Annotated in this window: 25 protein-coding genes and 1 other RNA gene; 16 read left to right on the top strand and 10 right to left on the bottom strand. The window is 57.9% G+C overall.

The genetic code is table 11. The features are described 5' to 3' along the window. Positions 1–23 precede the first annotated feature (23 nt). Complete coding sequence (locus tag DSM25558_RS17515) at positions 24–791, bottom strand: sulfite exporter TauE/SafE family protein (RefSeq protein WP_077105979.1); 768 nt, start codon at positions 789–791, stop codon at positions 24–26. 106 nt (positions 792–897) lie between these two features. Between DSM25558_RS17515 and DSM25558_RS17510 the strand changes: the two genes are divergently transcribed. The 5 genes from DSM25558_RS17510 (at position 898) to DSM25558_RS17490 (ending at position 6,097) form a co-directional block, all read left to right on the top strand. Then, on the top strand, positions 898–1,551 hold the full coding sequence (locus DSM25558_RS17510; RefSeq protein ID WP_077105978.1) for a thiamine phosphate synthase: 654 nt from the start codon (positions 898–900) through the stop codon (positions 1,549–1,551). Between the two features lie 8 nt (positions 1,552–1,559). After that, positions 1,560–2,756, top strand: a complete 1,197-nt coding sequence (locus DSM25558_RS17505; protein WP_371480142.1) for a tetratricopeptide repeat protein — start codon at positions 1,560–1,562, stop codon at positions 2,754–2,756. Positions 2,757–2,899: 143 nt separating this feature from the next. Continuing rightward, entirely contained in the window at positions 2,900–3,700 is an 801-nt protein-coding gene (locus DSM25558_RS17500) for an inositol monophosphatase family protein (protein ID WP_067650808.1), read from the top strand. 343 nt (positions 3,701–4,043) lie between these two features. Continuing rightward, positions 4,044–5,063, top strand: coding sequence for a flagellar motor protein MotA (locus tag DSM25558_RS17495; protein ID WP_077105977.1), 1,020 nt, complete (start codon positions 4,044–4,046; stop codon positions 5,061–5,063). A gap of 2 nt (positions 5,064–5,065) precedes the next feature. Then, on the top strand, positions 5,066–6,097 hold the full coding sequence (locus DSM25558_RS17490) for a peptidoglycan -binding protein (RefSeq protein WP_077105976.1): 1,032 nt from the start codon (positions 5,066–5,068) through the stop codon (positions 6,095–6,097). A gap of 682 nt (positions 6,098–6,779) precedes the next feature. On the opposite strand, the gene DSM25558_RS17485 is transcribed toward DSM25558_RS17490, so the two are convergent. After that, positions 6,780–8,588, bottom strand: coding sequence for an ABC transporter transmembrane domain-containing protein (locus DSM25558_RS17485; RefSeq protein ID WP_077105975.1), 1,809 nt, complete (start codon positions 8,586–8,588; stop codon positions 6,780–6,782). A 265-nt stretch (positions 8,589–8,853) separates the two neighbouring features. On the opposite strand from DSM25558_RS17485, the gene rpmE reads away from it, so the two are divergent. Continuing rightward, a complete protein-coding gene (gene rpmE / locus DSM25558_RS17480) occupies positions 8,854–9,075 on the top strand; it encodes a 50S ribosomal protein L31 (RefSeq protein ID WP_077105974.1) in 222 nt (73 codons plus the stop codon). A 134-nt stretch (positions 9,076–9,209) separates the two neighbouring features. Here the strand turns inward: rpmE and DSM25558_RS17475 are convergent, their stop codons facing one another. The 3 genes from DSM25558_RS17475 to DSM25558_RS17465 form a co-directional block, all read right to left on the bottom strand. Next, positions 9,210–9,725 carry a protease adaptor protein RcdA gene (locus DSM25558_RS17475; protein WP_067650795.1) on the bottom strand — a complete coding sequence of 172 codons (516 nt, stop codon included), beginning with the start codon at positions 9,723–9,725 and terminating at the stop codon, positions 9,210–9,212. 352 nt (positions 9,726–10,077) lie between these two features. After that, positions 10,078–10,272 carry a DUF1192 domain-containing protein gene (locus tag DSM25558_RS17470; protein WP_077105973.1) on the bottom strand — a complete coding sequence of 65 codons (195 nt, stop codon included), beginning with the start codon at positions 10,270–10,272 and terminating at the stop codon, positions 10,078–10,080. Continuing rightward, positions 10,269–11,546, bottom strand: coding sequence for an MFS transporter (locus tag DSM25558_RS17465; RefSeq protein WP_077105972.1), 1,278 nt, complete (start codon positions 11,544–11,546; stop codon positions 10,269–10,271). The genes DSM25558_RS17470 and DSM25558_RS17465 overlap by 4 nt, the downstream gene beginning before the upstream one ends. A gap of 132 nt (positions 11,547–11,678) precedes the next feature. On the opposite strand from DSM25558_RS17465, the gene DSM25558_RS29045 reads away from it, so the two are divergent. Continuing rightward, positions 11,679–11,834 carry a hypothetical protein gene (locus tag DSM25558_RS29045; protein WP_167397826.1) on the top strand — a complete coding sequence of 52 codons (156 nt, stop codon included), beginning with the start codon at positions 11,679–11,681 and terminating at the stop codon, positions 11,832–11,834. A 277-nt stretch (positions 11,835–12,111) separates the two neighbouring features. On the opposite strand, the gene DSM25558_RS17460 is transcribed toward DSM25558_RS29045, so the two are convergent. The 3 genes from DSM25558_RS17460 to DSM25558_RS17450 all read right to left on the bottom strand — a co-directional run bounded on the left by DSM25558_RS17460 (position 12,112) and on the right by DSM25558_RS17450 (position 16,643). Further along, complete coding sequence (locus DSM25558_RS17460) at positions 12,112–13,137, bottom strand: class I fructose-bisphosphate aldolase (protein ID WP_077105971.1); 1,026 nt, start codon at positions 13,135–13,137, stop codon at positions 12,112–12,114. Positions 13,138–13,457: 320 nt separating this feature from the next. Then, positions 13,458–14,660 carry a phosphoglycerate kinase gene (gene pgk, locus DSM25558_RS17455; RefSeq protein WP_077105970.1) on the bottom strand — a complete coding sequence of 401 codons (1,203 nt, stop codon included), beginning with the start codon at positions 14,658–14,660 and terminating at the stop codon, positions 13,458–13,460. A 75-nt stretch (positions 14,661–14,735) separates the two neighbouring features. Further along, a complete protein-coding gene (locus DSM25558_RS17450; protein WP_200800775.1) occupies positions 14,736–16,643 on the bottom strand; it encodes a potassium/proton antiporter in 1,908 nt (635 codons plus the stop codon). 369 nt (positions 16,644–17,012) lie between these two features. On the opposite strand from DSM25558_RS17450, the gene DSM25558_RS17445 reads away from it, so the two are divergent. Next, the gene (locus DSM25558_RS17445; protein ID WP_244554242.1) at positions 17,013–17,222 is read left to right on the top strand and encodes a type II toxin-antitoxin system RelE/ParE family toxin; all 210 of its coding nucleotides are present in this window, start codon (positions 17,013–17,015) and stop codon (positions 17,220–17,222) included. Between the two features lie 9 nt (positions 17,223–17,231). Next, entirely contained in the window at positions 17,232–17,564 is a 333-nt protein-coding gene (locus DSM25558_RS17440; protein WP_077105969.1) for a HigA family addiction module antitoxin, read from the top strand. An 82-nt stretch (positions 17,565–17,646) separates the two neighbouring features. Here DSM25558_RS17440 and gap read toward each other — a convergent pair whose 3' ends face one another. Both gap and tkt read right to left on the bottom strand, forming a co-directional pair. Then, on the bottom strand, positions 17,647–18,657 hold the full coding sequence (gene gap, locus DSM25558_RS17435; protein WP_077105968.1) for a type I glyceraldehyde-3-phosphate dehydrogenase: 1,011 nt from the start codon (positions 18,655–18,657) through the stop codon (positions 17,647–17,649). Between the two features lie 57 nt (positions 18,658–18,714). Next, positions 18,715–20,697: a transketolase gene (tkt, locus tag DSM25558_RS17430; RefSeq protein ID WP_077105967.1), complete on the bottom strand. Its 1,983-nt coding sequence runs from the start codon at positions 20,695–20,697 to the stop codon at positions 18,715–18,717. A 324-nt stretch (positions 20,698–21,021) separates the two neighbouring features. On the opposite strand from tkt, the gene DSM25558_RS17425 reads away from it, so the two are divergent. The 7 genes from DSM25558_RS17425 to DSM25558_RS29440 form a co-directional block, all read left to right on the top strand. Further along, positions 21,022–21,294 (top strand): DUF4164 domain-containing protein, encoded by a 273-nt coding sequence (locus DSM25558_RS17425; RefSeq protein WP_077105966.1) that lies wholly within the window; start codon positions 21,022–21,024, stop codon positions 21,292–21,294. 11 nt (positions 21,295–21,305) lie between these two features. After that, positions 21,306–21,683 (top strand): cell division protein ZapA, encoded by a 378-nt coding sequence (locus tag DSM25558_RS17420; protein ID WP_077105965.1) that lies wholly within the window; start codon positions 21,306–21,308, stop codon positions 21,681–21,683. A 128-nt stretch (positions 21,684–21,811) separates the two neighbouring features. After that, positions 21,812–21,970: non-coding RNA, 6S RNA (gene ssrS / locus DSM25558_RS17415), on the top strand. Positions 21,971–22,271: 301 nt separating this feature from the next. Then, a complete protein-coding gene (locus DSM25558_RS17410; RefSeq protein WP_067650760.1) occupies positions 22,272–23,534 on the top strand; it encodes a hemolysin family protein in 1,263 nt (420 codons plus the stop codon). Beyond that, a complete protein-coding gene (locus tag DSM25558_RS17405; protein ID WP_077105964.1) occupies positions 23,534–24,127 on the top strand; it encodes a 5-formyltetrahydrofolate cyclo-ligase in 594 nt (197 codons plus the stop codon). Before DSM25558_RS17410 ends, DSM25558_RS17405 begins: the two co-directional genes overlap by 1 nt. Then, positions 24,124–24,948: a TIGR00282 family metallophosphoesterase gene (locus tag DSM25558_RS17400; protein WP_077105963.1), complete on the top strand. Its 825-nt coding sequence runs from the start codon at positions 24,124–24,126 to the stop codon at positions 24,946–24,948. The genes DSM25558_RS17405 and DSM25558_RS17400 overlap by 4 nt, the downstream gene beginning before the upstream one ends. Before the next feature lie 384 nt (positions 24,949–25,332). Further along, the coding region (locus DSM25558_RS29440; protein WP_371480159.1) for an IS110 family transposase at positions 25,333–25,510 on the top strand (178 nt) is incomplete at its 3' end.

Below are 25,510 nucleotides of genomic sequence, written 5' to 3'. Positions count from 1 at the left end.
TGTTTGAGCGCGTGTCCCGGTCTCTAGATCGGTAGTCCGTCCCAGAGAAGTTTCAGCGCGGCCAGAAAGGCCATGCCGTACATCAGCGGATAAAAGATTGCCGGTTTCATGTATTTCACCACTTTCGCCCCGGCAAAGGTCGCAACCATGGCGACCGGCAGCAGCATGGCTGATGTGGTGAGGTTGGTGGCGTCCAGCGCCCCCAGCGCGAAATAGGGTATGAGTTTGATGGCGTTCATGATCGCAAAAAAGCGAACGCTCATTCCGGTATAGACTTTCGGGTCCAGTTTCAGCGGCAGCACGTAAATCTGGAATGGCGGCCCGCCCGCATGTGCCACGAAGCTGGCATAGCCCGAAAGGCTGGACCAGATCGTCGCCCTAACCGGCCGTTGGCCTTTCGCGGGTGTTTCCAGCCCGCCGCGAGAGGTTCTGTAAGCTTCATAGAAATAGCGCAACACGAAGATAATGGTGACGCTCGCCACCACCAGACGCATGGCATCGGGCGAAATCATGCTCGACATCGCCCAGCCCAGCGTTATGCCCACAATCGCTCCCGGCAGCATGATCAACAGGGTCTGGCGGTGATTGTATTTGCGCCAGGCGATCAGCGCGACGATATCCATGACCACGAGAATGGGCAGAAAGATCGCAGCCGCCTGCACCGGCGGCACGGCCAGCGCCATCAAAGGCACGCCCATCAGCGCCAAAGCGCCGCCCAGTCCGCCTTTGGAAAGGCCGACGAGGATGACTGCGGGGATGGCAACGAGGAAAAAATGGAAATCAGCTAGCATGGATGGACGGTTGATCCTTTCGCCTGTCCGGTTTATCGGAAGTATGACATGAAAACGAGTGCAGATTGCGCGGGAAGCGTCCTGTCTGCGGAAAATGGAAAAACCGATGACTGCACCTAGAGATCGCTGCCGACTCGTTCTGATCGTTCCTGCTCACGACGATGCCGACCATCAGGCCAAGACGTTGGAAGACGCGCTGCGTGGTGGCGATGTCGCTTCTGTTATCATTCCGCAATACGGTCTTGATGATGCGAGCTTCCAGAAACTGGCCGAAACGCTGGTGCCGATCGTTCAGGAAGCGGGTGCCGCAGCGCTCGTCGCAGGCGATAGCCGCACAGCCAGCCGCGTCAAGGCAGATGGCCTGCACGTCATCGGCGGGGCAGATGCACTCTCCGAAGCCGTCGAGAATTTTTCGCCAAAACTCATCGTTGGTGGCGGCAATGCGGACGATCGCCACAAGGCGCTGGAGCAGGGTGAGAGCAACCCCGACTACATGTTCTTCGGCAAGCTGGAAGGCGATATCAAGCCGGAAGCGCACCCCAAGAACATGGCGCTGGGCGAATGGTGGGCCTCCATGATCGAGATCCCCGTTATCATCATGGGCGGTTCGGACGTCGCTTCGGTCATTCCCGTTGCCGAAACGGGCGTTGAATTCGTAGCCTTGCGTCTGGGTGTGTTCAGCCATGCTGGAGGTCCTGCGCAGGCGGTGGCTGAAGCGAATGCGCTGCTTGACGAAAAAGCGCCACGGTTTGGCGGTTGATACAGGCGATGATCGCTCGCTCGCTTCGTTTTCGTCTGTCTGTGTCTGCCCTTGCCGTTGCCTGGGCGGTGATGCCGCATGTGGTGTTGGCGCAAACCCCGCCGCCCGCACAGTCTGATCTGCTGCCCGGCCTCGGGACGCAGGCTCCGCCAGCGGATGCGACGCCGGTGGACGAAGATACGGATTTCGGCCCTGCCAACAAAACGGCACCGGACGTGTTGTCGCGGCCATCGAATGCGGACGCCGAACCGATCCGCAAGGGTCGGGTCGTGACCGAAGAGCAAAAGGATTTGCAGCCTTCCGGCGGCGTCAATGTCTATCAGCGCATGGGAGCAGAGCTGCCAGCCCTGCCGCCTGAGAAGAAATTCACCGGCAAGGTCGATGAGGCTTATGGTCATTACCAGCGCGGTGAATACGTTCAGGCGCTGTCAAAGGCCTTGACCCGCGCCCAGAACGGCGATGCGAGTGCGCAGACGCTGGTGGCGGAAATGATGTCACGCGGCTTCGGCATTGCCCGCGACGACAAGACCGCAGCCTTCTGGTACGAGCAGGGAGCAAAAGGCGGTGACGCCGTTGCCATGTTCAAATACGCTCTGCTGTTGATGGAAGGCAAACTCGTCAAGCACGACAAGACGCTGGCCGACGATTATATGCGCCGCGCCGCAGACGCTGGTAATGCCGAGGCCGAGTTCAACTGGGCGCAGATTCTGGTCTCGCAGACGCCCGGTCCCAACGGCTTGCATGCCGCGCTGCCATTTTACGAGAAATCCGCAGAAAAGGGCGTGGCGGATGCTCAATATGCGGTTTCGCAGATTTACTGGAACCTCAAGGACATCCCTGCTGAAAAGAAAGCCAAGGCCCGCGACTGGCTGACGCGCGCGGCAAAAGCCGGTTTCGATACGGCCCAGGTTGATCTCGGCGTTTGGCTCGTCAACGGCGTAGGTGGCGAGCGCAATCTCGAAGAAGGCTTCCGTTGGCTCTACGGTGCCGCACAACGCGGCAATGTCGTCGCCCAGAACAAGGTGGCGCATCTCTACATCCAGGCGCTCGGCACCAAGCCTGACCCGGTGGAAGCGGCCAAATGGTATGTGCTGTCACGCCGTGCCGGTCTGAAAGACCCGGGGTTGGAGGATTTCTATCTCGGCATCGAAGAGGATCAGCAAAAGAAGGCCATCGAGGCTGCCAACCGCTTTCGTCCGGCGTGAGCCTGGCACCAGCTTTCGGCTTTTTACCTTGAATTCCAGCGCGTTTTGTGGTCTTGAACCGCAAACTTTCAATCAGAAACCGCATTTGCGTGCCTGCCGGAAATTTCGGCTAGCAGGTTCAGCCACCTTTCAGGAACATCTTCATGGCCCGTTCAGCCCTTCTCAATGTCATGGTTCAGGCCGCGCTCAAGGCGGGAAAATCTTTGTCGCGTGACTTCGGTGAAGTGCAGAACCTGCAGGTTTCGGTCAAGGGACCAGGCGATTTCGTATCGCAGGCGGACCTGAAAGCCGAAAAGATCGTTCATGACGAGCTGATGAAGGCCCGCCCGACCTACGACTTTCTGGGTGAAGAAGGCGGGGAGGAAAAGGGTTCTGACGGCGCGCATCGCTGGATCGTCGATCCCTTGGACGGTACCACCAACTTCCTGCACGGCATTCCGCAATTCGCCGTTTCCATCGCCTTGGAGCGCAATGGCGAAGTGGTCGCTGGCGTGATCTTCAACCCTGCGACAGACGAGCTTTACACCGCCGAGCGCGGCAGCGGCGCGTTCCTCAATGATCGCCGCATTCGTGTGGCTGCGCGCAAGCAGATTACCGATTGCGTCGTCAGCTGCGGCGTTCCGCATCTGGGTCGTGGCAACCACGGCAAGTTCCTGGTCGAGCTTCGCCACACCATGGGCGAAGTGGCCGGCATCCGCCGTTTCGGCGCGGCCTCGCTCGATCTCGCTTACGTCGCGGCTGGCCGTCTCGACGGTTTCTGGGAAGCCGAACTTGCACCTTGGGACATGGCCGCTGGCCTCGTTCTCATTCGTGAAGCGGGCGGTTTCGTCAGCGACATGAAGGGTGGACAGGACATTTTCGGCACGGGCAGCGTCGTTGCCGGAAACGAATATATCCACAAGGCACTGAGCGAAGTGATCAACCGTCCGATTCCGGGCCGTTAACACACCCTCCGCCCGTCATTCCGGCCTTGAGCCGGAATCCAGCAGCGCCGCGTCTGCGGCGCAAAAGAGTCTTTTGTGATCAAGAACTTGGGCTGACTGGATCCCGCATCAAGTGCGGGATGACGGAAGATAGGTACGGTCACACAACAGGGAGCCCACCCCAAATGGCACCCTCCACAGCTATTGCATGACCACACCGTGCAAAAACCCCTGTGGCGTCCGGCTTTTCACTTCAATTCGTCGTAATTTTCCACTAGCTTCCGGTCGTAACCGCGATCACGCTTGCCGAATGCCTTGAGGTCTTCGCGCGGACGTTGCGGCAGTGCCAGAGGGAACGAGCATTATGACGGATACGGAACGGCTCGATGTCGGCGTCGAGCGATCGGTGACGAAGCAATATCATCACAAGCTGTCGAGCCCCACGCCATTTTTGTGGACGATGATCATTTTCCTCATCATCGTCGCGTTCCTCGCCGCTATTCTTTTCCGGCAGGCGCAGACGGCGTTCATGACCAATCCGGGACTGAACGGCTTCATTCTTGGCGTTCTCGTCATCGGCATCATTCTGGTGTTCACACAAATTCTCTCTCTTCGCCCGGAAGTGCGCTGGTTCAACGGCTTTCAGGCCGTTGGCAATGTCGACAAGGCTGGACGCACGCCCAAACTGCTTGCGCCAATGCATTCGGTCATCGGCAAGCGTGGCGAGGTGCGACTGTCGACCGTCACGCAGCGTTCCATTCTCGATTCTATCGCCACACGGCTGGACGAATCGCGCGATACCTCGCGTTATCTGATTGGGCTGCTGGTGTTTCTCGGTCTGCTCGGTACCTTCTGGGGCTTGATCGGCACCATCGCCGCCATCAGTGATGTCATTCAGGGGCTGGACCCCACATCGGGCGATACCAACGACGTTCTTTCGTCTTTGAAATCCGGCCTGACCGCGCCGCTGGCCGGCATGGGCACGGCGTTCTCGTCGTCGCTTCTTGGTCTGTCCGGTTCGCTCATTCTCGGTTTTCTCGACCTTCAGGCTGGCCGCGCGCAGAACCGCTTTTATACCGAACTCGAAAACTGGCTGTCCTCTGTGACCGATCCGGGAACGGATGTGACGGGCGAGATCAAGACCAGCGGCTACGGCGCTGTCGGTACTGAGCGGTCGCTGGCCGCCATGACCAGCCTCGCCGAAGGCATTCAGGGTCTCGTCAAGAACATGCGCGGCGAGCAGCAGATGCTGCGCGACTGGATCGAAGCGCAGCAGGAAGAAGCGCGGGCGTTACGCCGGACTCTGGACAGGCTGTCCGCCAAAATAGATGCGGACCAGAAAACCACGGGTCGTCCCGCCCGCCACGATAACGGGAGCGAGTGATCATGGCGCTTGGGCGCAATCGCCGTCGCGACCGGGGTGTCGATTATTGGCCTGGTTTCGTGGACGCCTTGTCCACGCTGCTCATGGCCATCATGTTCCTGCTTACCGTTTTCGTGCTGGCGCAGTTCATTCTGTCGCGGGAAATTTCCGGCAAGGATGAGGTGCTCAGTCGGCTGAACAACCAGATTTCAGAACTCACCGAGTTGTTGGTGCTGGAGAAGGGCAGCAAGCAGGATATCGAAGATACGCTTGCCAATCTGCAATCCACACTGGCGGTCTCGGAAAGCGAGCGGTCTCGTTTGCAGTCTCTGCTGGATTCGGGCGCGGGCAATAGTTCTGCTGCCAATGCACGTGTTGGCCAGCTTTCCGGGGAGCTTGAAGATGCCCGGCAGGCGGGCGCACGCGCATCGTCACAGATCGATCTTCTGAACCAGCAGATCGCCGCGCTTCGTGCACAGATTTCGTCTGTGGAAGCAGCGTTGCAAGCCTCTGAAGCCAAGGACACGTCGTCGCAGGTCAAGATCGCCGATCTCGGCCGTCGCCTCAACGTGGCACTGGCGCAGCGTGTGCAGGAACTTAACCGCTATCGCTCGGACTTCTTCGGCCGCCTGCGGGAAATTCTGTCCGACCGTGAGAATATCCGCATCGTCGGCGACCGTTTCGTCTTCCAGTCCGAGGTGCTGTTTCCTTCGGGCGGCAATGACCTGAACCCGGAGGGGCAGGTGGAGATGGCCAAACTCGCCACCGCCATCATCGACCTCGCCAAGGAAATCCCGGCGGAGATTAACTGGGTGCTGCGGGTGGATGGTCACACGGATAATGTGCAGCTGTCAGGCAATGGCAGGTTCCGCGATAACTGGGAGCTGTCTTCCGCGCGCGCCACCTCTGTGGTCAAATATCTCGTGTCCAAAGGCGTTCCGGCCAACCGTCTGGTCGCCGCTGGTTTTGGCGAATACCAACCGCTGGCCGAAGGCGATACGCCGGAAGCGCGCTCCCAGAACCGAAGGATCGAGCTGAAGCTGACGGAGCGGTGACTTGCAACGCACAGCCCCCAGTCACAAACTTGAGTGTGTAGACGGAGAGGCGGGCACAACACAGCAACCCTCATCCTGAGGTGCGAAGGCACCGTCGGAGCCTCGAGGGACGAGGGTTGTGCGTGATGAGTCGAGTATGCGGCGGATGCTTCGAGGGCGCTGCGCGCCACCTCAGCATGAGGACGGCGGGTGTAGCAGTTTTGACAACGCGGATGTTGCTACCGCGGTAGCACCCCTCATCCTGAGGTGCGGAGGCGCAGCCGGAGCCTCGAAGGGCGAGGGTTGCGGTTTATGAGCTGAGTATGCGGCGGATGCTTCGAGGGCGCTGCGCGCCACCTCAGCATGAGGGCGGAGGCTGTAGCAGTTTTGACAACGCGGATGTGGCTACTGCAGTAGCAACCCTCATTCTGGGGTGCGGAGGCGCAGCCGAAACCTCGAAGCACGAGGGTTGTGCGTGATGAGCTGAGAATGCGGCGGATTGAATCTTCGAGGGCGTTGGGCCACTTCAGCATGAGGGCGGAGGGTATAGCAGTTTGACAACGCGGATGTGGCTACTGCGGTAGCAACCCTCATCCTGAGGAGCGGAGGCGCAGCCGGAGCCTCAAAGGACGAGGGTTGCGGTTTATGAATTGAGTATGCGACTGGATGCTTCGAGGGCGAGCCTGTCGAAGGAACCGCCTCCCTAACTGGACTTCACCAGCGTCACGACCTCGTCACCGCCGGTTTCGAACTGAAGGCGGGCGAGCTTTGCGTAGAGTCCACCTTGGCGGATCAGGCTCTGGTGGTTGCCTTCCTCGATGATGCGGCCTTCGTCCATTACCAGAATGCGGTCGGCCTTCAGCACGGTGGCAAGGCGGTGGGCGACGACGATGGTGGTGCGTTTGGCGATCAACTGATCCAGCGCCTTTTGCACCAGCGTCTCGCTTTCAGCGTCCAGCGCAGAGGTCGCTTCGTCGAGAAGCAGAATGGGCGCATTGCGAAGAATGGCACGGGCGATGGCGATACGCTGGCGCTGACCACCTGATAGCGTCACACCGCGTTCGCCGGCAATCGTGTCGTAGCCATTATGGAGCTTGGTGATGAAGCCATCCGCCTGGGCGGCGATGGCTGCGGCACGGACCTCTTCCCTGCTAGCATCGGGTTTTCCGAAGGCGATATTGTCGTGGATGGATGAGGCGAAAATCGCCACATCTTGTGGCACGATGGCCAGCCGCGAGCGTAAATCTTCCAGCGTCACTGAGCGAATATCCGTGCCGTCAATCGTGATTCGTCCCGCCTGCGGATCGTAAAACCGCATCAGCAGAGAAAAGACCGTGCTTTTGCCAGCACCCGATGGACCGACGATGGCAACGGTTTCGCCCGCCGCGACCGTGAAGGACAGGTCAGTGATTATGGGCCTGCCAGCACCTTGCGGATAATGAAAAGCAACGTTTTCGAAGCTCGCCTCTCCGCGTGCCGGAGCGGGCAGGGCAAGCGGAGCCAAGGGGTCTTCGACCGGCGATGTCTCGTTCAACAGTTCGGAAAGCCGCTCTGCCGCACCACCCGCCTGCGAAAGTTCCCCCCAGACTTCGGACAGTTGTCCAAGCGAACTTGCGGCGATGACGGCGTAAAGGACGAACTGGCTGAGCGTACCGGCCGAGATGGTACCGACAAGAACGCCGTGCGCACCGTACCACAGGATGGCAACGACGCTGCCGAAGACGAAGCTGATGGCGACGGCCGTCAGCACTGCACGGGCACTGATGGCGGCGCGTGCGCCCTCATAGGCTTTCTCGACCGCGTCGTTGTAACGGCCATTGGCCAGCGCTTCGGCGTTGAATGACTGGATCGTCCGGCTTGCGGACATGGTCTCAGCCGCGAAGGCTGCAGATGCGGCAAGTGTATCCTGCGTGGTTCTGGAGCGGGAGCGGACCGAACGGCCAAAGGCGATGAGCGGGAAAACGATCAATGGAATGGCCAGCAGCGCCAAGCCCGCAAGGCGCGGGCTGGTATAGACCATCATCACCACGCCGCCGAGACAGAGCAGGATGTTGCGCAACGCCACTGACGCGGATGAACCGAAAGCAGAACGAATCTGCACCGTGTCGGCGGTCAGGCGCGAGGTCAGTTCGCCGGAATGGTTAGTATCGAAAAAGCCTTGCGACAAGGACGTCAGATGCGCAAAGACATCGCGTCGCAGATCGGTCACCACACGCTCGCCGATGGTCATGACGTAATAATATCGCATGGCGCTGGCGACTGCCAGAACCACCGCAATCGCCAGAAGCACGGCGAAGTAGCTGTTGATCATCGTCCCGTCCGCACCCTCGAACCCGTGGTCGATGATGCGGCGGACGGCAAGCGGTAGGGCAAGTGTGGTGGCCGAAGACAGAACGAGCGCAAAAAGTGCCGCAGCGACCAATCCGCGATATCGCTTGAGATACGGAAAGAGGCTGGCCAGCGGTCTCGGCGTTTTGCGCTTTGCCGATTTCTGTTCCTGCATGTCTGCCACGGTCTACTCCTGCATGTGCCAACATAGCTGGCTTTTTGCCGCTATACGGCAACTTTCTGCTCTACTCACATGTGTCTTATCAGATGTGTGGCCAAGTGTGGGGCCAAGCATCGGCAGGCACTTGTTATCTCGGCGACCTTCATGTATAGGCTCCGCATCGAATTGGGAAGCCATGGCCAAATGGTCTAGAGCTTCATTATTGAATTGGCTCAGTTGACGCAATTGCGGCAAATGGTCCGCATGTCACCAAAGCAGGAAGATTGTCATGAAGGCTGAAATTCATCCCGACTATCACATGATCAAAGTGGTCATGACCGATGGCACAGAATACGAAACATTCTCCACATGGGGCTCCGAGGGTCAGACCATGAACCTCGAAATCGATCCTAAGTCGCACCCAGCATGGACTGGTGGCAACCAGCAGCTTATGGACCGCGGCGGTCGCCTTTCCAAGTTCAACAAGCGCTTTGGCGGCCTCGGCCTCTAATCCTGTTGGATGTCTTGAATGCAAAAACCCCGGAGCGATCCGGGGTTTTTTGTTGTCTGGGTTTCGGTATAACTGTGCAGGCAACAAAAAAGCAGGCCGAAGCCTGCTTTCGTAAATCGCTATCTGGCTGAAACTCAGTTGCCTGCAAACGCCGTGCGCAGGAGGTTGAGCTGGGCCTGGACGCTGTTTTCGTTGTCAGGCACCTTCGTTGCTTCCGAAGGACGGTAGATTTCACGGTCCAACAGAGCTACGCGGTTCTGGAGGCGCAGTGAGCGGTCAACCAAGTCACGGAAGGATTCTGGCAGGTCGTTCCAGCCGGGCGCGTTGCGATCAACATTGAAGTTATCGAGACGAACCTTGTTCTTCTCGCTCAAGACTTGATCGCGGCTCATCTCGCCGTTGTTGACGGCGCGCTGGAGCAGAAGCCAGGATGCCATCTGCATGAGACGGGTGGTGAGGCGCATGGATTCGGCAGCGTAAAGGACGGATGCCATACGCGGCAAAACCTTGGAAGCTGCGCGGCCAGAGCCGTCCAGATAAGTCGCCGTTTCTTCCACCAAAGTCATACCCTCTGTATAGAGAGTCTTGAACTGGTTGGAAGCTGCAGCACGACCAGCAAAGCTGATGGTATTCAAAACCTGTTCTGACATTTTTCCAAATCCTGCTTACGCACCATACTGGCAACGGGATAGAGGCTTAATAGTTCCGGCCTCTTTGTATTTTCAGGATGATATCAATAGCGCAAATGCGCAAGCTGATTATTAAAGAAAGGTTAATACCCACAGTTTTGGCACTCTTTCCACGGCACAAAAAAAGAGCCGCAAAAGCGGCTCTCAAGGTAAAACAGGGAGAAAAATCAGACCAATTCGCCGATGGGAGAAACTGCCTGAAGTTCAGAAGAACTGAACATGTATAGTTATCGCTTATAAAGCTTAATTTTTCATTAATGGTAAACAGAAAACTGACCCGCTCCGTAACGTTAATGAAACGTTCCTTGTGGGTTCAGCTCCGGAAAAGGCTTTCTGCGGCCTTGCGACCAACCGACTTCTTCTCAAGCTCGGCTTCCAGTCTTTCGATTTCCGTGTGCAGAACGGCGATGCGCGCGGTCAGCTCATCGACGGAGAGCAGCGAAATATCACCGCCCACGACGTGAGTCGTTGCGGGCTGTGCCGGTAGTTCTTCATCGAAACCACTCATATTCCAGCTCCCTTTTCCAACTCGGCCTCGTCCTGCGGATATTGCGGTGCGCGAGGATCGAGCGAAACGCTTTCAGGTGTGGCCATTGGCGCTGCCGCTGCCGTGGAGAAGTTTTCCTTCTCCGCTGTCGGCAGTGTTGCACGTTGTCTGGACCGGAATATAGCATAGGCCGTGATGAGAAGATGCGCCACTGCGGTAACGGAAAACAGGGCGTAAGGGCCGTAGGACGTCATGATCGGGCCGCCGAGTGTGGGGCCGATAATGGTGCCAATGCCGTAGAGCAGCAGCAGGCCGCCCGAAACTTTGACGAAATCCTCCGAGGCGGCATAGTCGTTGGCATGTGCCACGGCGATGGGGTAGAGCGCGTTTGCAGTGGCACCATAAACCGCGATCATTCCAATCAGCACATAGATGTGACTTGGCTGTATTAGCGTGACGGCGAGGCCCGCGATAGCAGCTACGCCTGATAACCCGGCCAGCACAAAACGACGGTCTATTCTGTCGGACAACTTACCGGCTGGAAATTGCGCCAATGCGCCGATGAAGATGGTCACGCTGACCATGATGGCAATCGTCGTGGGAGCAAGACCCGCGCGCGCGCCAAAAACCGCGCCAAGCGTACCGTAAGCGCCGTTCGCTATGCCTATCAACAAAATGCCGACGAAGGAGACAGGCGACGTTCTGTACAGGGCAGGCAAGTCCAGCTTCACCTTTTTCAGCGGTTGCGGACTTTCCGCTTTTGACAGCATGGCGGGCATGATGGCGACGCAATAAATAATGGCGCAGACCATGAAGAGCGATGTGCCACTGACGGTACCGAACGGCACGACCAGCTGACCGGCCACGACGCCGAACAGCGTGATAGCGATGTAGAGCGAGAAAATCGCGCCTCGACTTTCATTGGTGGCGCGCTCGTTCAGCCAGCTTTCGATGATCATAGAGGTGCCAGCGGTGCAAAAACCGGTCAGCGCCCGCAACGTGACCCAGGCCACATCATCGATGAAGAGGCCAGTTAACAGCACGGTCAGGCAAATAAGGGCAACGAAACTGCCGAATGCGCGGATATGGCCCGCGCGCCGGACGATGGCCGGTGCCACGAAGCAGCCGATGACGAACCCTGCCGCCCAGGAGGTGCCGAGAAAACCCAGCACTTCGTTGGAATATCCTTCCGCCGATCCCCGCACGGGAAGTAGCAGTCCCTGTAGGCCATTGCCCAGAAACAGAAACAAGGTGCTGGATAAAAGAGCGAATACGGGTAGAAGATTTCTGCTCATAAGCCACTCTCATGCTAGGCGATTCAAGGTGTAGATCTGGGTCGACGACGCGCGAATAGGTTGCCTGTCATTGGTGAACATTAAAAATGTCCAGCCTGTGACGCTGTTTCAATAAAGCCAAAAGGTTTCTGGATGACGAAGGCAATCGGGCTTTTTCTGCTTCTGGCAATGTGCATCCAGATCATCCGCCCGCTCGGCCTGCCGGGCCTTCGCAAGCGCGGCGATTGCTGGAAGATCGCAGCCGGGGCATTCGTGCTGTGGACGCTGGTACTGTTGTTGCGGCCTTGAGGGGGTTCTTACTTTTGTAGCGCGCAGGCCGCACACTCCCCCCCTCATGCTGAGGTGCTTTGGCCGAAGGGCAAAGCCTCGAAGCATCGGCCACGCACTGTGCCCCCAAACCCGCAACCCCCGTCCTTCGAGGCCCCTGCGGGGCACCTCAGGATGAGGGCTGCTGCCGTCGTGCCTCATTCCGCTTCATAACCCTCCACACCCTCTGCCTCAACAAACAAAACCGCCCGCAACAATGTTGCAAGCGGTTTGTAGAACGACGGCGTGAAGCTAATGCTTAGGCAGCCTGTTCGTCTTCCTGTGTCCAGTTGCCAAGGGCCGCGAGCGAGTTCAACTCTGCGCGGTGCTGGAAGGCGCGTTGGCCGGCGGCGACGTTTTCTGGCTTGCCGCCCCAGGCTTTAAGCGCCGTATCCTGGAGTGCGCGACCGTAGGAGAAGGTCAGCGCCCAAGGCAGGTCGTAACCGGCGTTCATGGCGGAGAGATGCGCGGTTGCTTCTTCGGAGGACTGGCCGCCGGAGAGGAAGGCGATGCCGGGAACGGCGGATGGAACCGTTGCCTTTAGAACCTTGACCGTCTTCTCGGCCACTTCATCGACCGATGCCTTGCGGGCGTTCTTGCCGTCGATGACCATGTTCGGCTTGAGGATCATACCTTCGAGGTTGACACGGGCGTCGTAGAGATCGGTAAAGACCGTGCGCAGAACCCATTCGGTGACTTCGGCACAGCGATCAATGCTGTGGGTGCCTGGTTCGCCATCCATCAGCACTTCCGGCTCAACGATTGGCACGATGCCTGCCTGCTGGCAGAGTGCTGCATAACGAGCAAGCGCCTGCGAATCCGCCTTGATGGAGCCCCATGTGGGCAGGCCATCACCGATGTTGATGACGCCGCGCCACTTGGCGAAACGTGCACCGGCATCGTAATATTTCTTCAGGCGTTCAGCGAGGCCATCAAGACCTTCGGTCACTGTTTCGCCCGGAAAGAACGCCTGTGGCTTGGCACCCGTGTCGACCTTGATGCCGGGGATGCTGCCCGCAGCTTTGATGATGTCCACGAAGGGCGTGCCATCGGCGGCTTTCTGGAACAGCGTTTCTTCGTAGAGAATGACGCCGGAGATGCACTTCGTCATCGCTTCGTCTGTACGGAACAGCATTTCGCGATAATCACGGCGGCTGGTTTCCGTTGATTCCAGGTTGATGCTGTCGAACCGCTTCTTGATCGTGCCGGTGGATTCGTCCGCTGCCAGCAGACCCTTGCCATTGGCAACCATTTTCACTGCGATATCTTCAAGACGTTCTGTCATTTTTCAATCTCCCTTGGCACAATGATTTTGGGTTAGCAGAAGTTCCAAGGCAGGAAAATGGCACGCTAAAGCATTGAAACGATTGAAATCATTTCAATCGTTTGAAACTTTAGAAAATCTTTAAAATTTTTAAATGTGGAGAGGCGAGTGTGCTTATTCGACTCAGACGGAGAGCGCGAACCTTAAACCTCGTCATGCTCGGGCTTGTCCCGAGCATCTGCTGCGTTGCAACGTGGGTGACGTGGTTGGATCCTCGGGTCAAGCCCGAGGATGACGTCGAATGTTAGAAGGCCGATGAGGTGGGCGGAGTTTATCTACCCTTACTTGTGCTCATGCAATATCGCCACACCCGGAAGAACCTTGCCTTCCATCCACTCCAGGAATGCACCGCCAGCTGTGGAGATGTAGGTGAAGTCATCTGCCACGCCAGCATGGTTCAGTGCTGCCACCGTATCGCCGCCACCGGCGACGGAGACGAGCTTGCCGGCCTTGGTGCATTCCGCCGCATGCTGGGCAGCGGCAACCGTTGCCTTGTCGAAAGGTGCGATTTCGAAGGCACCGAGGGGGCCGTTCCACACCAGTGTTTCTGCGCGCGAAATCCAGCCTTTAATGACTTCAACGGACTTCGGGCCGACATCCAGAACCATGGCATCTTCAGGGATGGCGTTGATGTCTACGACTTCGTTTTCGGCGTTTGCCTTGAATTCGCGGGCGACAACACCGTCTTCCGGCAGCACGATGGCGCAGCCGGCCGTGGCGGCTTCGATCATGATCTGCTTGGCGGTTTCGGCCAAATCATGCTCGCAGAGCGACTTGCCGACATTGGTGCCGCGTGCGGCGAGGAAGGTGTTGGCCATGCCACCACCGATAACCAGCGCATCGACCTTTTTGACGAGGTTCATCAAAAGGTCGATCTTGCTCGATACCTTTGCACCGCCAACAATGGCGACCACTGGACGTGCGGGTGCGCCGAGGCCTTTTTCCAGGGCCTCGAGCTCCGCCTGCATGGTGCGGCCGGCATAGGCTGGCAGGTGGCGGGCTAGGCCTTCTGTGGAGGCGTGGGCGCGGTGCGCAGCGGAGAAGGCATCATTGATGTAGATGTCGCCATTCTTTGCCAGATCCTGAGCGAAAGTGGCGTCGTTCGTCTCTTCGCCCTTATGGAAGCGGGTGTTTTCCAGAAGCAGAATATCGCCATTCTTCATGGCTGCCACAGCATCTGCCGACTTTTCGCCGATGGCTTCGGATGAGAAATGCACTGTGTGGCCGAGAACCTCTTCCACGGCAGAGGTGATGAGGGACAGCGACATATCCGCAACCGGCTCACCCTTGGGGCGGCCGAAATGCGCCAGGAGAATAACCTTCGCGCCTTTTTCAGACAATTCGAGGATCGTTGGCGCAACGCGCTCAATGCGGGTCTTGTCCGTGACCTTGCCGTCAGCAACCGGCACGTTGAGGTCGACGCGCACGAGAACGCGTTTTCCAGCGATGTCGGTGAGGTGATCGAGGGTCTTGAAGGCGGGCATATGTCGATCCTGATGTCGTTGAATGGAATGGGTTTGGTGGCGAACATACTATGCTGGACTGTCGGCGCAAGGCGCTTAACGATCATTTTCTCCGGTGCCGACCTTGTCCGTTGCAGCCGGTATGTCGTTACCGGAGGCGTTTGCTGACCGGGCTGTTCGTTTCTGCGCGAAATGGCTGCGGGTGCGCTGAACGATTTCCTTGAGGTTGATAAAGACGGGCAAAGCGGTGGCCGGTTCGACAGGTTCCAAGGAGATGCCGACACTGGAGACCGCGTCGTTTTCATCAAGATCACGCACGATCAGGATTAGCGAACCCAACCGGACGCGATCCGCATATTCCGGCTTGCCGCCGAGGCGGCTTTCGATGAGTTCGGCAATGGTCAGCGTCAGTTCCTGCGCAGATAGCAGACCGGGGCCGTAGGAGGCATCCAGTTCTTTGGCGGGGCGCTGAGGAGAAATGGCGAATGTTCCGAAAATGTCTTCGTCATCCTTCGTCACCGGCTTGGCGCTGGCGAACAGTCGATCAAGCAGGCGGGTATAGCTGGGCATAACGAACAGATAGACCAGATCGTTTTCCCGCAGGCGACCGGCATATTGGTAGCGAATGGATTTGCCATCCCGCACCACTAGTGATGGCATGGCCCAGCGCGGAATGCGCCCACCCTGCAAAATAGCGCTGCCATGGGCCACGCGGTAGGAAATCAGCTCGTGGTTGGCGGTGCCGGGCAAGTCCACCTCCAGCTTGTCGACATCGCCCATGCGCGGCGGCACGATGAGGCCGAGACGGGTGGCAACCGGCTTGATCGTCCAGCCTTGCAGCAGAAGCGAAACCAGCACGATGATGAAGGCTGCGTTGAAATAGGTTTCTGCACCCTCCAACCCACCGAGAGCTGGGAGGATGGCGAGGAGGATGGAGACTGCGCCACGCAAGCCGACCCATGCGACGAATGTCGTTTCCTGCTGGGTATAGTTGAACGGCATGAGGCTGAGCCACACGGCGAGCGGTCTGGCGATGAATATGAGGAATAGCGCCAGCAACACTGCCGGAATGAGAATGGCCGGGAACTGCGATGGTGTGGCGAGAAGACCGAGCATCAGGAACATGATGATTTGCGCAAGCCACGTCATGCCTTCATGAAACCGGCGAATGGCACCCTTGGCGAAAATCTTGCGGTTTCCCGCGACGATGCCCGCGACATAGACCGCCAGAAAACCACTGCCATGCAATGCGCCGGTGAAGGAGAAGACAAGCAGCGCCAAGGCCAATACGAGGATCGGCACAAGGCCGCGATCCACCTGAAAGCGGTTGACGACATTAACGATCATCAACCCACCCAGCACTCCGAAGATAACGCCGAGCACCATTTCCTGAACAAACAGCAGGATGAAGCTGCTGTCGAAACCTGCAAAGCCTTGTCCCTTTGCAACCACTTCCACCAGCGCAATCGTCAGGAAGATCGCCATGGGATCATTCGTGCCGGACTCGACTTCCAGGGTGGAGCGCACCTGATCGCGAATATGAATGCCGCCGATACGCAGCAGGAAAAACACCGCAGCCGCATCGGTGGAGGCAACGATAGAGCCCAGCAACAGGCCTTCAAGCCATGAGAAGCCGAGCAGCAGCGCAGCGGCACCCGCAAAGAACACCGAAGTCAGTACCACGCCGACGGTGGCCAGCGAGATGGACGGCCCCGCAGACAGTCTGAACGACTGGATGGATGTGCCAAAGCCGCTATCGAACAGGATGACGGCCAGCACCAGAGAACCCAGCATATAGGCCAGTGGATTGTTGCTGAAATGAATACCCAGCCCATCCGTGCCAGCGGCAAGGCCGATCACCAGGAAAAGCAAAAGAAGTGGTGCGCCGAAGCGATAGGCGATCAGACTGGAAAATGCAGCAACGAGAACGAGGACGGTGGCGACCAGCAACAAGATGTAAAATGATTCCACGCCAACGTCCTTTTCATGAAGGCCGCGCGCCATGCATGCTCCCGCATGTCAGCAGTCAATGCGCCACGTTTTGGACGGCCACGGCGCAGTGTTTTGCGCAGCGGGCAGGGCAAGGCGAGGTGTATCGAATGATACGGCAGGGCACGATGCGCTGTATGTGCGACCGAATCCCTTGTTGAATTTTTCCGGGCCAAAATGGACCAGAGCAAGGCGAGACGTGGGAAAAATTAACTGTGTTACACTTGGAGCGACGTAAAGGGTGAGGAAACAATTTGTAAAGCGTAGCTTGACGCTTGTCGAATTGATTGATAGCCATGCCTTATGAAAATTCGAAACGTGATCCACAAAGGTTTGCGCCGTTTGATCGAGGATGATGACGCGTCCGGCTTGTAGGCTGCCGTTGTGCCGAAACTCCTTCGCATCGTTTCCTTCCTTCAGGATATGGAGCGGGAAGACGAGTTGCGCACGGTTCCGAGTTGGAAGGCTCATCAGCTCACCGGAGATCGTAAAGGCACCTGGAGCCTGTTTGTCACCAAGAACTGGCGGATCACACTCCGGATCGATCAAACCGAAATCGAGATCATCGATCTCGATTATGAAGACTACCACTAGGAGGTGGCTATGAACGCGATGCAAGGCATTCGTCTGAAGACCCCCGCTCATCCCGGCGGCTTCATTAAAAGTGAGATTATTGAACCGCTTGGCCTGTCTGTAACGGGTGCGGCGCACGTTCTGGGCATTACACGAGCGGCATTGTCTGCCCTGTTGAACGAGCGTTCGCATCTCTCGCCGGAAATGGCGTTGCGGATCGAAAAGGCCTTCGGCGTGTCGATGGACACGCTGATGAGGATGCAGAACAGCTTCGACATTGCCCAGACCCGTAAGCGGGAAGGGGAGATTCATGTCGCGCCATTCACCGGCAAGCCAGTCGACCGGCAAGAGGCGCTGATCTGACCTGACAATGATGATGCCCTGAAACACAAAACCCGGCAGGATCACTCCAGCCGGGTTTTGCTTATTCACTATCCGACAAAAATCAGAACGTCTTGAACAGTGCCACTGCCGTGTCGGACATGCGGTTGGAGAAGCCCCATTCGTTGTCGTACCAGGTAAGGATGCGAACGAAGTTGCCTTCCATGACCTTGGTCTGGTCCGTCGCGAAGATCGAGGAGTGGCTGTCGTGGTTGAAGTCACGGGATACCAGCGGCTCGTCGGTGTAGCCGAGGATGCCCTTGAGCTTGCCGTTGGAGGCAGACTTGATGGCTTCGTTGATTTCTTCGACCGTCGTTGCCTTCTTGGCCACGAACTTGAAATCGACGACCGAGACGTTCGGCGTTGGCACGCGAATGGATGTGCCGTCCAGCTTGCCCTTGAGGTGCGGCAGCACGAGGCCAACGGCCTTAGCGGCGCCTGTTGAGGTCGGGATCATGGACAGGGCTGCTGCGCGGGCGCGGTACAGGTCCTTGTGCATGGTGTCCAGCGTCGGCTGGTCGCCGGTGTAGGAGTGGATCGTGGTCATGAAGCCGTGATCGATACCGACCGCGTCATCCAGAACCTTGACGACCGGCACCAGGCAGTTGGTGGTGCAGGACGCGTTGGAGATTACGAGGTGGTCCTTCGTCAGCTGGTCATGGTTGACACCGAAAACGACCGTCAGATCCGCACCTTCGGCAGGTGCCGAGATGATGACGCGCTTTGCGCCGGCGGTCAGGTGGGCAGCGGCCTTGTCACGCGCGACGAAAATGCCGGTGCATTCCAGAGCGATATCGACGCCAAGTTCCGCGTGCGGCAACTGTGCAGGGTCGCGAACCGCCGTCACCTTGATCGGCTTGCCGCCACCAACGATGATGGTGTCGCCTTCGACCTTGACGTCTGCCGGAAACCGGCCGTGGATGCTGTCATAGCGCAGCAGGTGCGCATTGGTTTCAACGGGGCCTAGATCGTTGATGGCAACGACTTCGATGTCCGTGCGGCCGGATTCCACAATGGCGCGAAGGACGTTGCGGCCGATGCGGCCAAAACCATTGATGGCAACTTTTACAGTCATATACATACTCCCGATCAATATTTTCGTTTTTGTATGGAATGGAGACGGCGTTAGCCGTCAGCCCAACTTTTCTTCTGCGGCAGCGACCACGGCTTCTGCGGTGATGCCGAAATGCTTGTACAGGTCCTTCGCAGGCGCAGATGCACCGAAGGAATTCATGCCGATGAACGCGCCGTCATTGCCGATGAAATAATCCCAGCCCTGACGAATGGCAGCTTCGACACCGACCTTGACCGGCGAATTGCCGATGATGGCCTTGCGATAGGTTTCCGGCTGTTCCTTGAAGAGCTCGAAGCAGGGAACGGAAACGACGCGGGTGGAGATACCCTTGACCTTCAGGTCAGCGGCAGCCTTCAGCGCAATCTCGACTTCCGAACCGGAGGCGAAGATCGATACCTTGGCGTCGCTTGCCGAAACCAGTTCGTAAGCGCCGTAAGATACGAGGTTCTTCTCCTCATAATCCTTGCGGGCCGGAGCAAGGTTCTGGCGAGTGAGAGCCAGTGCCGATGGACGGTTTTTCTGATGCAGAGCAAACTGCCAGGCCTCCGCCGTTTCCGTTTCATCCGCAGGGCGGAAGACCAGAAGGTTTGGAATGGCGCGCAGCGCTGCGATCTGCTCCACAGGCTGGTGGGTCGGGCCGTCTTCGCCAACGCCGATCGAGTCATGCGTCAGCACGTGGACGACGCGGATGCCCATGAGTGCGGCAAGGCGGATGGATGGGCGGCAATAATCCGAGAAGATCAGGAAGCCACCCGCGTATGGAATGAGACCGCCATGCAGGGCGATGCCGTTCATGGCCGCTGCCATGCCGTGTTCGCGAATGCCGTAATGCAGGTAACGGCCCGAGAAATCAGTCGGGGTGATCGACTTCATCTGGCTGGTCTTGGTGTTGTTGGATGGCGTCAGGTCGGCAGAGCCGCCAATCGTTTCAGCCAGAATGCCATTGATGACTTCGAGCGCGTCTTCGGATGCCTTGCGGGTCGCAACCGTCGGGTTGTTCGCGGCGACCTTCTTCTTGAAGGCGTCGATGGAGCTGTCGAAGTTGCCGGTCAGATCGCCAGCAAAGCGGCGCTTGAACTCGGCCTTCTTGTCGCCATCTGTCGCTTCGAGGCGCGCTTCCCATTCCTGACGGGTTTTGGTGGAGCGCAGACCGGCCAGACGCCAGGCGTCAAGCACGTCTTCTGGAATGACGAAAGGTTCGGCTTCCCAGTTCAGGCTCTTGCGAGCTGCGGCGATTTCCTCGGCACCCAGCGGGTTGCCGTGTACCTTGTGCGTGCCCTGCTTGTTCGGCGCGCCAAAACCGATAACGGTCTTGCAGGCGATGAAGGTCGGGCGGTCGGAGGCGTGAGCAGCTTCGATGGCGTTGGCAATCGCTTCCGGGTCGTGACCATCGATTTCGATGGTGTTCCAGTGAACGGCCTTGAAGCGCGCAATCTGGTCGGTCGAATCGGACAGGCCGACTTCGCCATCGATGGTGATGTTGTTGTTATCCCAGAACAGGACGAGCTTGTTGAGCTTCAGGTGGCCTGCGAGCGCAATCGCCTCGTGGCTGATGCCTTCCATCAGGCAGCCGTCACCGCACAGTACATAGGTAAAGTGACTCTGGAGATCGGAGCCGAATTCTTCTTCCAGCTTGCGTTCGGCAATGGCCATGCCGACGGCGTTGGCAATGCCCTGGCCAAGCGGACCGGTGGTGGTTTCGATGCCTGTCGCGTGGTGATATTCCGGGTGGCCGGCTGTTTTGGAGCCCAGCTGGCGGAAACGCTTGATCTCGTCGATCGTCATATCCTCATAGCCTGTGAGGTAGAGGAGCGAGTAGAGCAGCATGGAGCCGTGACCGGCAGACAGAACGAAGCGATCGCGGTCCGGCCACTGCCAGGCCTTCGGATCGAACTTCAGATAGCGCGTGAAGAGAACCGTGGCGACATCCGCTGCGCCCATTGGCAGGCCGGGGTGGCCAGAATTGGCCTTCTCCACAGCATCCATGGCAAGAAAGCGGATTGCATTGGCCATCCGGTCGTGTTTGTCGCGAGAAATCATAGCTTTTCCGTCTGTTCCGGGTGATAGGAGATAGTCATTATAACTATCCAAAAAGCGGGTTGATCCATAGCAGGTAGGGCGGGCGAGTCAATAAAACCGGGGCGGTTTGCAGTTCGATCCTGAACAAAAATCGTTTCGTATTCTGGCAATATTTAGGCCGCTGCCATCTTCTGGGCCTTCTGGTGCTGCATTCATCCACAGCGCAAAGTGCTTGAATGTATTGGATTGATTGACGTGACGGTTAATCGAGTCATATCGTATAAGCGCTCTGATTTAGACCAGGCAATAACGATTCGGCTTGTTGCTTGCGGCTTGGAAGAAACGATGACGGCGGAAAAAACCATACATGTCGCGTTGTCGGAGCTAGGCTCCGCGATCAACGGTCTCGAAAACGCAATCGATATGCGTATCGAGCGCCAGCGTGAAAACGGCGAGGTCGAGAGCGAAGTGAAGCGCGTGCATGTGGACCGTGCCCGCCTTGCGCAGGAGCTGGACCAATCGCAGTTCCGCGCTAACCGTCTCGAGGAGGTCAACCGCGAGGTCTCACGCCGCCTCGTGACAGCCATGGAAACAATCCGCGCAGTGCTGGACCGATAAGGACTTAAACGATGGCTCAAGTCACCGTGATGATTGACGGCAAGGCGTACCGCATGGCCTGCGAGGCAGGGCAGGAGGATCACCTGACCGATCTCGCCAGCCAGTTCGATCAATATGTCGGCCATCTGAAAAGCCAGTTCGGCGAAATTGGCGATCTGCGACTGACCGTCATGGCCGGCATCATGATCACCGACGAAATGTCGGAGCTGAGACGCAAGATCGAATCGCTGGAGGGCCAGGTTGAGACCTTGCAAAGCAACCGCGACGGAATGGCGGAAAGCAGGGCAAAAACCGAGGAAATGCTGGTTAGCGCCATCTCCGACCTTTCGACGCGCTTGAATGGCATTACGGAAAAGCTGGTGGCCCGGCCCAAGCCGACAGTCAATTAAGACGGGCGCGTCGTAAAAATCGGTATGTCGAGATGCTTGTTTGTGCGTGGCGGGAGCCTGCCGAACAATCTGTCATATTCTGGCTTTCGACCCCTTCCGCATTTGGCCGAACCATCCTATATATGAAGTGCGTTCTGCGCTTCTCGACAGGAAACTCAATCCCTGGGGCCATACTCGATCCAAAGGGAGCTGTCCCTGGCCAGGCCCGTGGGCTTGGACATATGGCGCCCACCTACGTTTGTAGGCACCCAGGATCGTAAAACTCCATCGGTCGCCGCGGATCGCACCTTTTCTATTTTTCGGATCGTTTGGCTTAGCGGAGCAGTCCCAAGGCGTGCTTCCCGTTTTGAACGGTCGAGCATTCGCCTTGGCGATATTCACGTGCACGCCTTCTGGCGGTAAGCTCAGACGCTACCCGGTCTGGCTGTATGAATTGACTTTTTGATCCGCCGGTCATTGCATTGACGGAACTATTCCTTATTATCAGCATTGGTATGTCCGCTCCCGCTCTCAACTATAGCGATTGTGGTTGCAGCCGCGACATGCCGTTCAACAGCCCAAAAAGAGCTAAACTTGTTTACTGAAATTATGATTGTGGTTCTGCTCACCGTACTCAACGGTGTGCTTGCCATGTCCGAGCTTGCCGTTGTCTCCTCCAGACCGGCGAGGTTAAAAGTGCTTGCAGCGCAAGGCAGCAGAGGTGCCACCATGGCACTTACCCTTGGAGAAAATCCCGGACGCTTTCTCTCCACCGTGCAGATCGGCATTACGCTGGTCGGCGTTCTCTCAGGTGCCTTCTCCGGTGCGACACTCGGTGCCCGTTTCACCGGATGGCTGCTGGAGCAGGGTGTTCCGGATCGCGCTGCCGATGCGATCGGCGTCGGCGTGGTTGTTGTCGCCATTACCTATCTTTCGTTGATCGTCGGCGAGCTGGTGCCAAAGCAGATTGCTCTGCGCGATCCTGAAAAGGTTGCCGTGAAGGTATCTCCTGCCATGGTAATGCTGTCGAGGATCGGTGCGCCGGTGGTGTGGCTGCTGGACAAGTCCGGCAAGCTCATCCTTGCGCTTCTCGGCCACAGCGGCGAGTCCAACAATTCTGTCACCGATGATGAAATTCGCACCGTTTTGGCCGAAGCGCATAGCGCTGGTGTCATCGAGAGCGAAGAATCGGCCATGATCACCAGCGTCATGCGTCTGGCAGACCGCAATGCGCGCGGCTTGATGACGCCACGTCGTGACGTCGAAGTGGTCGATATCGAAGATACGGCTGAAGAAATCCGGGTACAGTTGCGCGAAACGCAGCGTTCACGTCTGCCGGTGCGCAATGGTGCTTCCGACGAAATCCTTGGCGTTCTTTTCGCAAAGGACGCGTTCGATGCGCTCGCCTCCGGCAAGGAACTGAATGTTCGAGAGCTGCTTCGCGAAGTTCCCGTCGTATCGGACCTAACAAGTGCCGTTGACGTCATCCAGTCGCTACGTCGTTCGACCGTGCATATGGTTCTCGTTTACGACGAATATGGCCATTTCGAAGGTATCGTCAGCTCCGGCGACGTGCTCGAGGCCATCACCGGTGCTTTCCAGGAAGATGACGGCGAAGAGCCCGCGATGGTCGAGCGCGAAGACGGCAGCTTCCTCGTTGCAGGCTGGATGCCAGCCGACGAATTTGCCGACCGCATGGGCTTTCAGATTGCCGACGATGCCGAGTTTGAGACGGTTGCCGGTCTGGTTCTAGACGAATTCAGGCGTTTGCCGGAGCTGGGTGAACACATTACCCGCGATGGCTGGCGCTTCGAAGTGATTGATCTCGACGGGCACCGGATAGACAAGGTGCTGGTCAGCCGGGCGGCCTGATGACATCGGGGCCTCTCACCAAAGCCCAGATACGTGTGGAGCGTCTCGCCTTGCGGGACGCTCTTTCCGTTGAAGAGCGCCAATCGAAAAGCCAAAGCATTGCAGCGCATGGCACAAATGGCTTGCGCTTTGCTGCCGGAACCATCGTGTCGGGTTTCATGCCGATCCGTTCCGAGGTTGACCTGCGCCCGTTGATGGAGGCGTTGCGTGGCAAGGCGGCGCGCGTGTGTCTGCCTGTCATGCTCGACCGCGAAACCATCATATTCCGTGAATTTGCCAAGGGTACCGAACTGGTCAAATCTGGCTTTGGCACAACCGGGCCCGACGAAAGCGCTGCCATGCTGGATCCCGACATTTTGCTGGTGCCGCTCTCTGCATTCGATGCAAATGGTCAGCGGATCGGTTACGGGGCAGGGCATTATGACCGAGCAATTGCCAGGCTGCATGCAAAAGGACTGAATCCTACTCTCATCGGCATTGCATTTGACTGCCAGGAAGTGCCATCAGTGCCCGCGCAAGCGCATGATGTGGCGCTGGACGCCGTTCTGACCGAGAGCGGTCTACGATATTTCAATAACAGGACGGCGCAATGAGATTGCTTTTTCTCGGGGATATGGTTGGCAAGACGGGACGCACGGCGGTGTGGGAGCGTCTTCCGGGGCTGATCTCCGATCTCAAGCTGGATTTCGTGGTCGTGAATGGCGAGAACGCCGCGGGTGGTTTCGGGATCACCGAAGAGATCTATCTCGAAACGATCAATGCCGGAGCCGATGTGGTAACGACCGGCAACCACGTCTGGGACCAGAAAGAGGCCGTCTCCTTCTGCGAGCGTCACGACCAATTCCTGCGTCCAGCCAATTACCCCAAGGGAACACCAGGCAAGGGCTCCGGTCTGTTTTATGCTCGCAATGGCGCGCGCATTCTCGTTGCCAACATCATGGGCCGGGTCTTCATGCATCCCGAGCTGGACGATCCCTTCAGCTCGGCAGAAAGCATTCTGGGTGCGTGTCCATTGGGCGAGCAGGCGGATGCCATCGTCTTCGATTTTCACGCCGAGGCAACCAGTGAAAAGCAGTGCTTCGGCCACTTTGTCGATGGTCGCGCCAGCTTCGTCGTTGGCACCCATACGCATGTGCCGACGGCGGATACGCAAATTCTAAATGGCGGCACGGCCTATATGTCTGATGCGGGCATGTGCGGTGACTACGATTCCTCGCTTGGTATGGAAAAGGAAGAGCCGATCAACCGCTTCATTTCCAAAATGCCGAAGGGCCGTTTCGAAGCGGCCAGCGGCCCGGCGACCATCTGCGGCGTCGGCGTCGAGATTTCCGACCGTACCGGTCTTGCTGAAAAGATTGCGCCGCTGCGGTTGGGGCCAAGGTTGGCGGAGACGGTTCCGGCGTTTTGGGTTTGATTGGGGCCTGGAGTTCGGTATCAAGTCGGTGTTGTAGGGTGCGGCTTACCCCCCTTGTAACTTCCCTTCACCGTCCTTTGGCGTTTTAATGCCCTGTGCGGTGGTGGATGTGAGACCGAAGCCCCTTAGGGACACCAAGCCCGTGGCAGAGCCCGGTTGTGCATCCGCCGTTCCATCGAACCCGAACAGTCGCCAGGGCCGCTTGCGCGTGCAAAGCCCGATTAGGCAAGGATGGGATAAGATGGATATTATCGTTGGTATCGACGTGTCGAAGGAGCGTCTCGACGTTGCGGTTTCACCCTCTGGTGTAAGCTTTTGTGTCGGGAACGACCATGATGGCATCGAAGAACTTGCGCGTCGCCTAAGGCGGAGAAAGCCGATCTCGTGGCGCTGGAAGCAACGGGTGGTTTTGAAACGCTGGCTGTGGCAAAGCTTGCGGCCTGCGACATCTGCGTGATCGTCGTCAACCCGGCGCAGGTTCGCGCCTATGCCAACGCCATCGGTCGGCGTGCCAAGACCGATGCGATCGATGCAGCCCTGATTGCCGCCTTCGTCACGGCGA

It is taken from the genome of Agrobacterium sp. DSM 25558 (genome assembly GCF_900100825.1).
Lineage (GTDB): Bacteria > Pseudomonadota > Alphaproteobacteria > Rhizobiales > Rhizobiaceae > Agrobacterium.
Note: the sequence above shows the minus strand (reverse complement) of the source record. Positions and strands in the feature narration are given on the sequence as shown.

Excerpts from the sequence above, each read along its gene's own strand:
- DSM25558_RS17470 (WP_077105973.1), bottom strand. The coding sequence starts at position 10,272 with ATGAGTGGTTTCGATGAAGAACTACCGGCACAGCCCGCAACGACTCAC.
- DSM25558_RS17475 (WP_067650795.1), bottom strand. The coding sequence starts at position 9,725 with ATGTCAGAACAGGTTTTGAATACCATCAGCTTTGCTGGTCGTGCTGCA.
- DSM25558_RS17425 (WP_077105966.1), top strand. The coding sequence starts at position 21,022 with ATGACGGCGGAAAAAACCATACATGTCGCGTTGTCGGAGCTAGGCTCC.
- DSM25558_RS17410 (WP_067650760.1), top strand. The coding sequence starts at position 22,272 with ATGATTGTGGTTCTGCTCACCGTACTCAACGGTGTGCTTGCCATGTCC.
- DSM25558_RS17450 (WP_200800775.1), bottom strand. The coding sequence starts at position 16,643 with ATGGCGCGCGGCCTTCATGAAAAGGACGTTGGCGTGGAATCATTTTAC.
- DSM25558_RS17440 (WP_077105969.1), top strand. The coding sequence starts at position 17,232 with ATGAACGCGATGCAAGGCATTCGTCTGAAGACCCCCGCTCATCCCGGC.
- DSM25558_RS17495 (WP_077105977.1), top strand. The coding sequence starts at position 4,044 with ATGACGGATACGGAACGGCTCGATGTCGGCGTCGAGCGATCGGTGACG.
- DSM25558_RS17515 (WP_077105979.1), bottom strand. The coding sequence starts at position 791 with ATGCTAGCTGATTTCCATTTTTTCCTCGTTGCCATCCCCGCAGTCATC.
- DSM25558_RS17400 (WP_077105963.1), top strand. The coding sequence starts at position 24,124 with ATGAGATTGCTTTTTCTCGGGGATATGGTTGGCAAGACGGGACGCACG.
- rpmE (WP_077105974.1), top strand. The coding sequence starts at position 8,854 with ATGAAGGCTGAAATTCATCCCGACTATCACATGATCAAAGTGGTCATG.
- DSM25558_RS17490 (WP_077105976.1), top strand. The coding sequence starts at position 5,066 with ATGGCGCTTGGGCGCAATCGCCGTCGCGACCGGGGTGTCGATTATTGG.
- DSM25558_RS17460 (WP_077105971.1), bottom strand. The coding sequence starts at position 13,137 with ATGACAGAACGTCTTGAAGATATCGCAGTGAAAATGGTTGCCAATGGC.
- DSM25558_RS17500 (WP_067650808.1), top strand. The coding sequence starts at position 2,900 with ATGGCCCGTTCAGCCCTTCTCAATGTCATGGTTCAGGCCGCGCTCAAG.
- DSM25558_RS17405 (WP_077105964.1), top strand. The coding sequence starts at position 23,534 with ATGACATCGGGGCCTCTCACCAAAGCCCAGATACGTGTGGAGCGTCTC.
- tkt (WP_077105967.1), bottom strand. The coding sequence starts at position 20,697 with ATGATTTCTCGCGACAAACACGACCGGATGGCCAATGCAATCCGCTTT.
- DSM25558_RS17465 (WP_077105972.1), bottom strand. The coding sequence starts at position 11,546 with ATGAGCAGAAATCTTCTACCCGTATTCGCTCTTTTATCCAGCACCTTG.
- DSM25558_RS17420 (WP_077105965.1), top strand. The coding sequence starts at position 21,306 with ATGGCTCAAGTCACCGTGATGATTGACGGCAAGGCGTACCGCATGGCC.
- gap (WP_077105968.1), bottom strand. The coding sequence starts at position 18,657 with ATGACTGTAAAAGTTGCCATCAATGGTTTTGGCCGCATCGGCCGCAAC.
- DSM25558_RS17510 (WP_077105978.1), top strand. The coding sequence starts at position 898 with ATGACTGCACCTAGAGATCGCTGCCGACTCGTTCTGATCGTTCCTGCT.
- pgk (WP_077105970.1), bottom strand. The coding sequence starts at position 14,660 with ATGCCCGCCTTCAAGACCCTCGATCACCTCACCGACATCGCTGGAAAA.
- DSM25558_RS17505 (WP_371480142.1), top strand. The coding sequence starts at position 1,560 with ATGATCGCTCGCTCGCTTCGTTTTCGTCTGTCTGTGTCTGCCCTTGCC.
- DSM25558_RS29045 (WP_167397826.1), top strand. The coding sequence starts at position 11,679 with ATGACGAAGGCAATCGGGCTTTTTCTGCTTCTGGCAATGTGCATCCAG.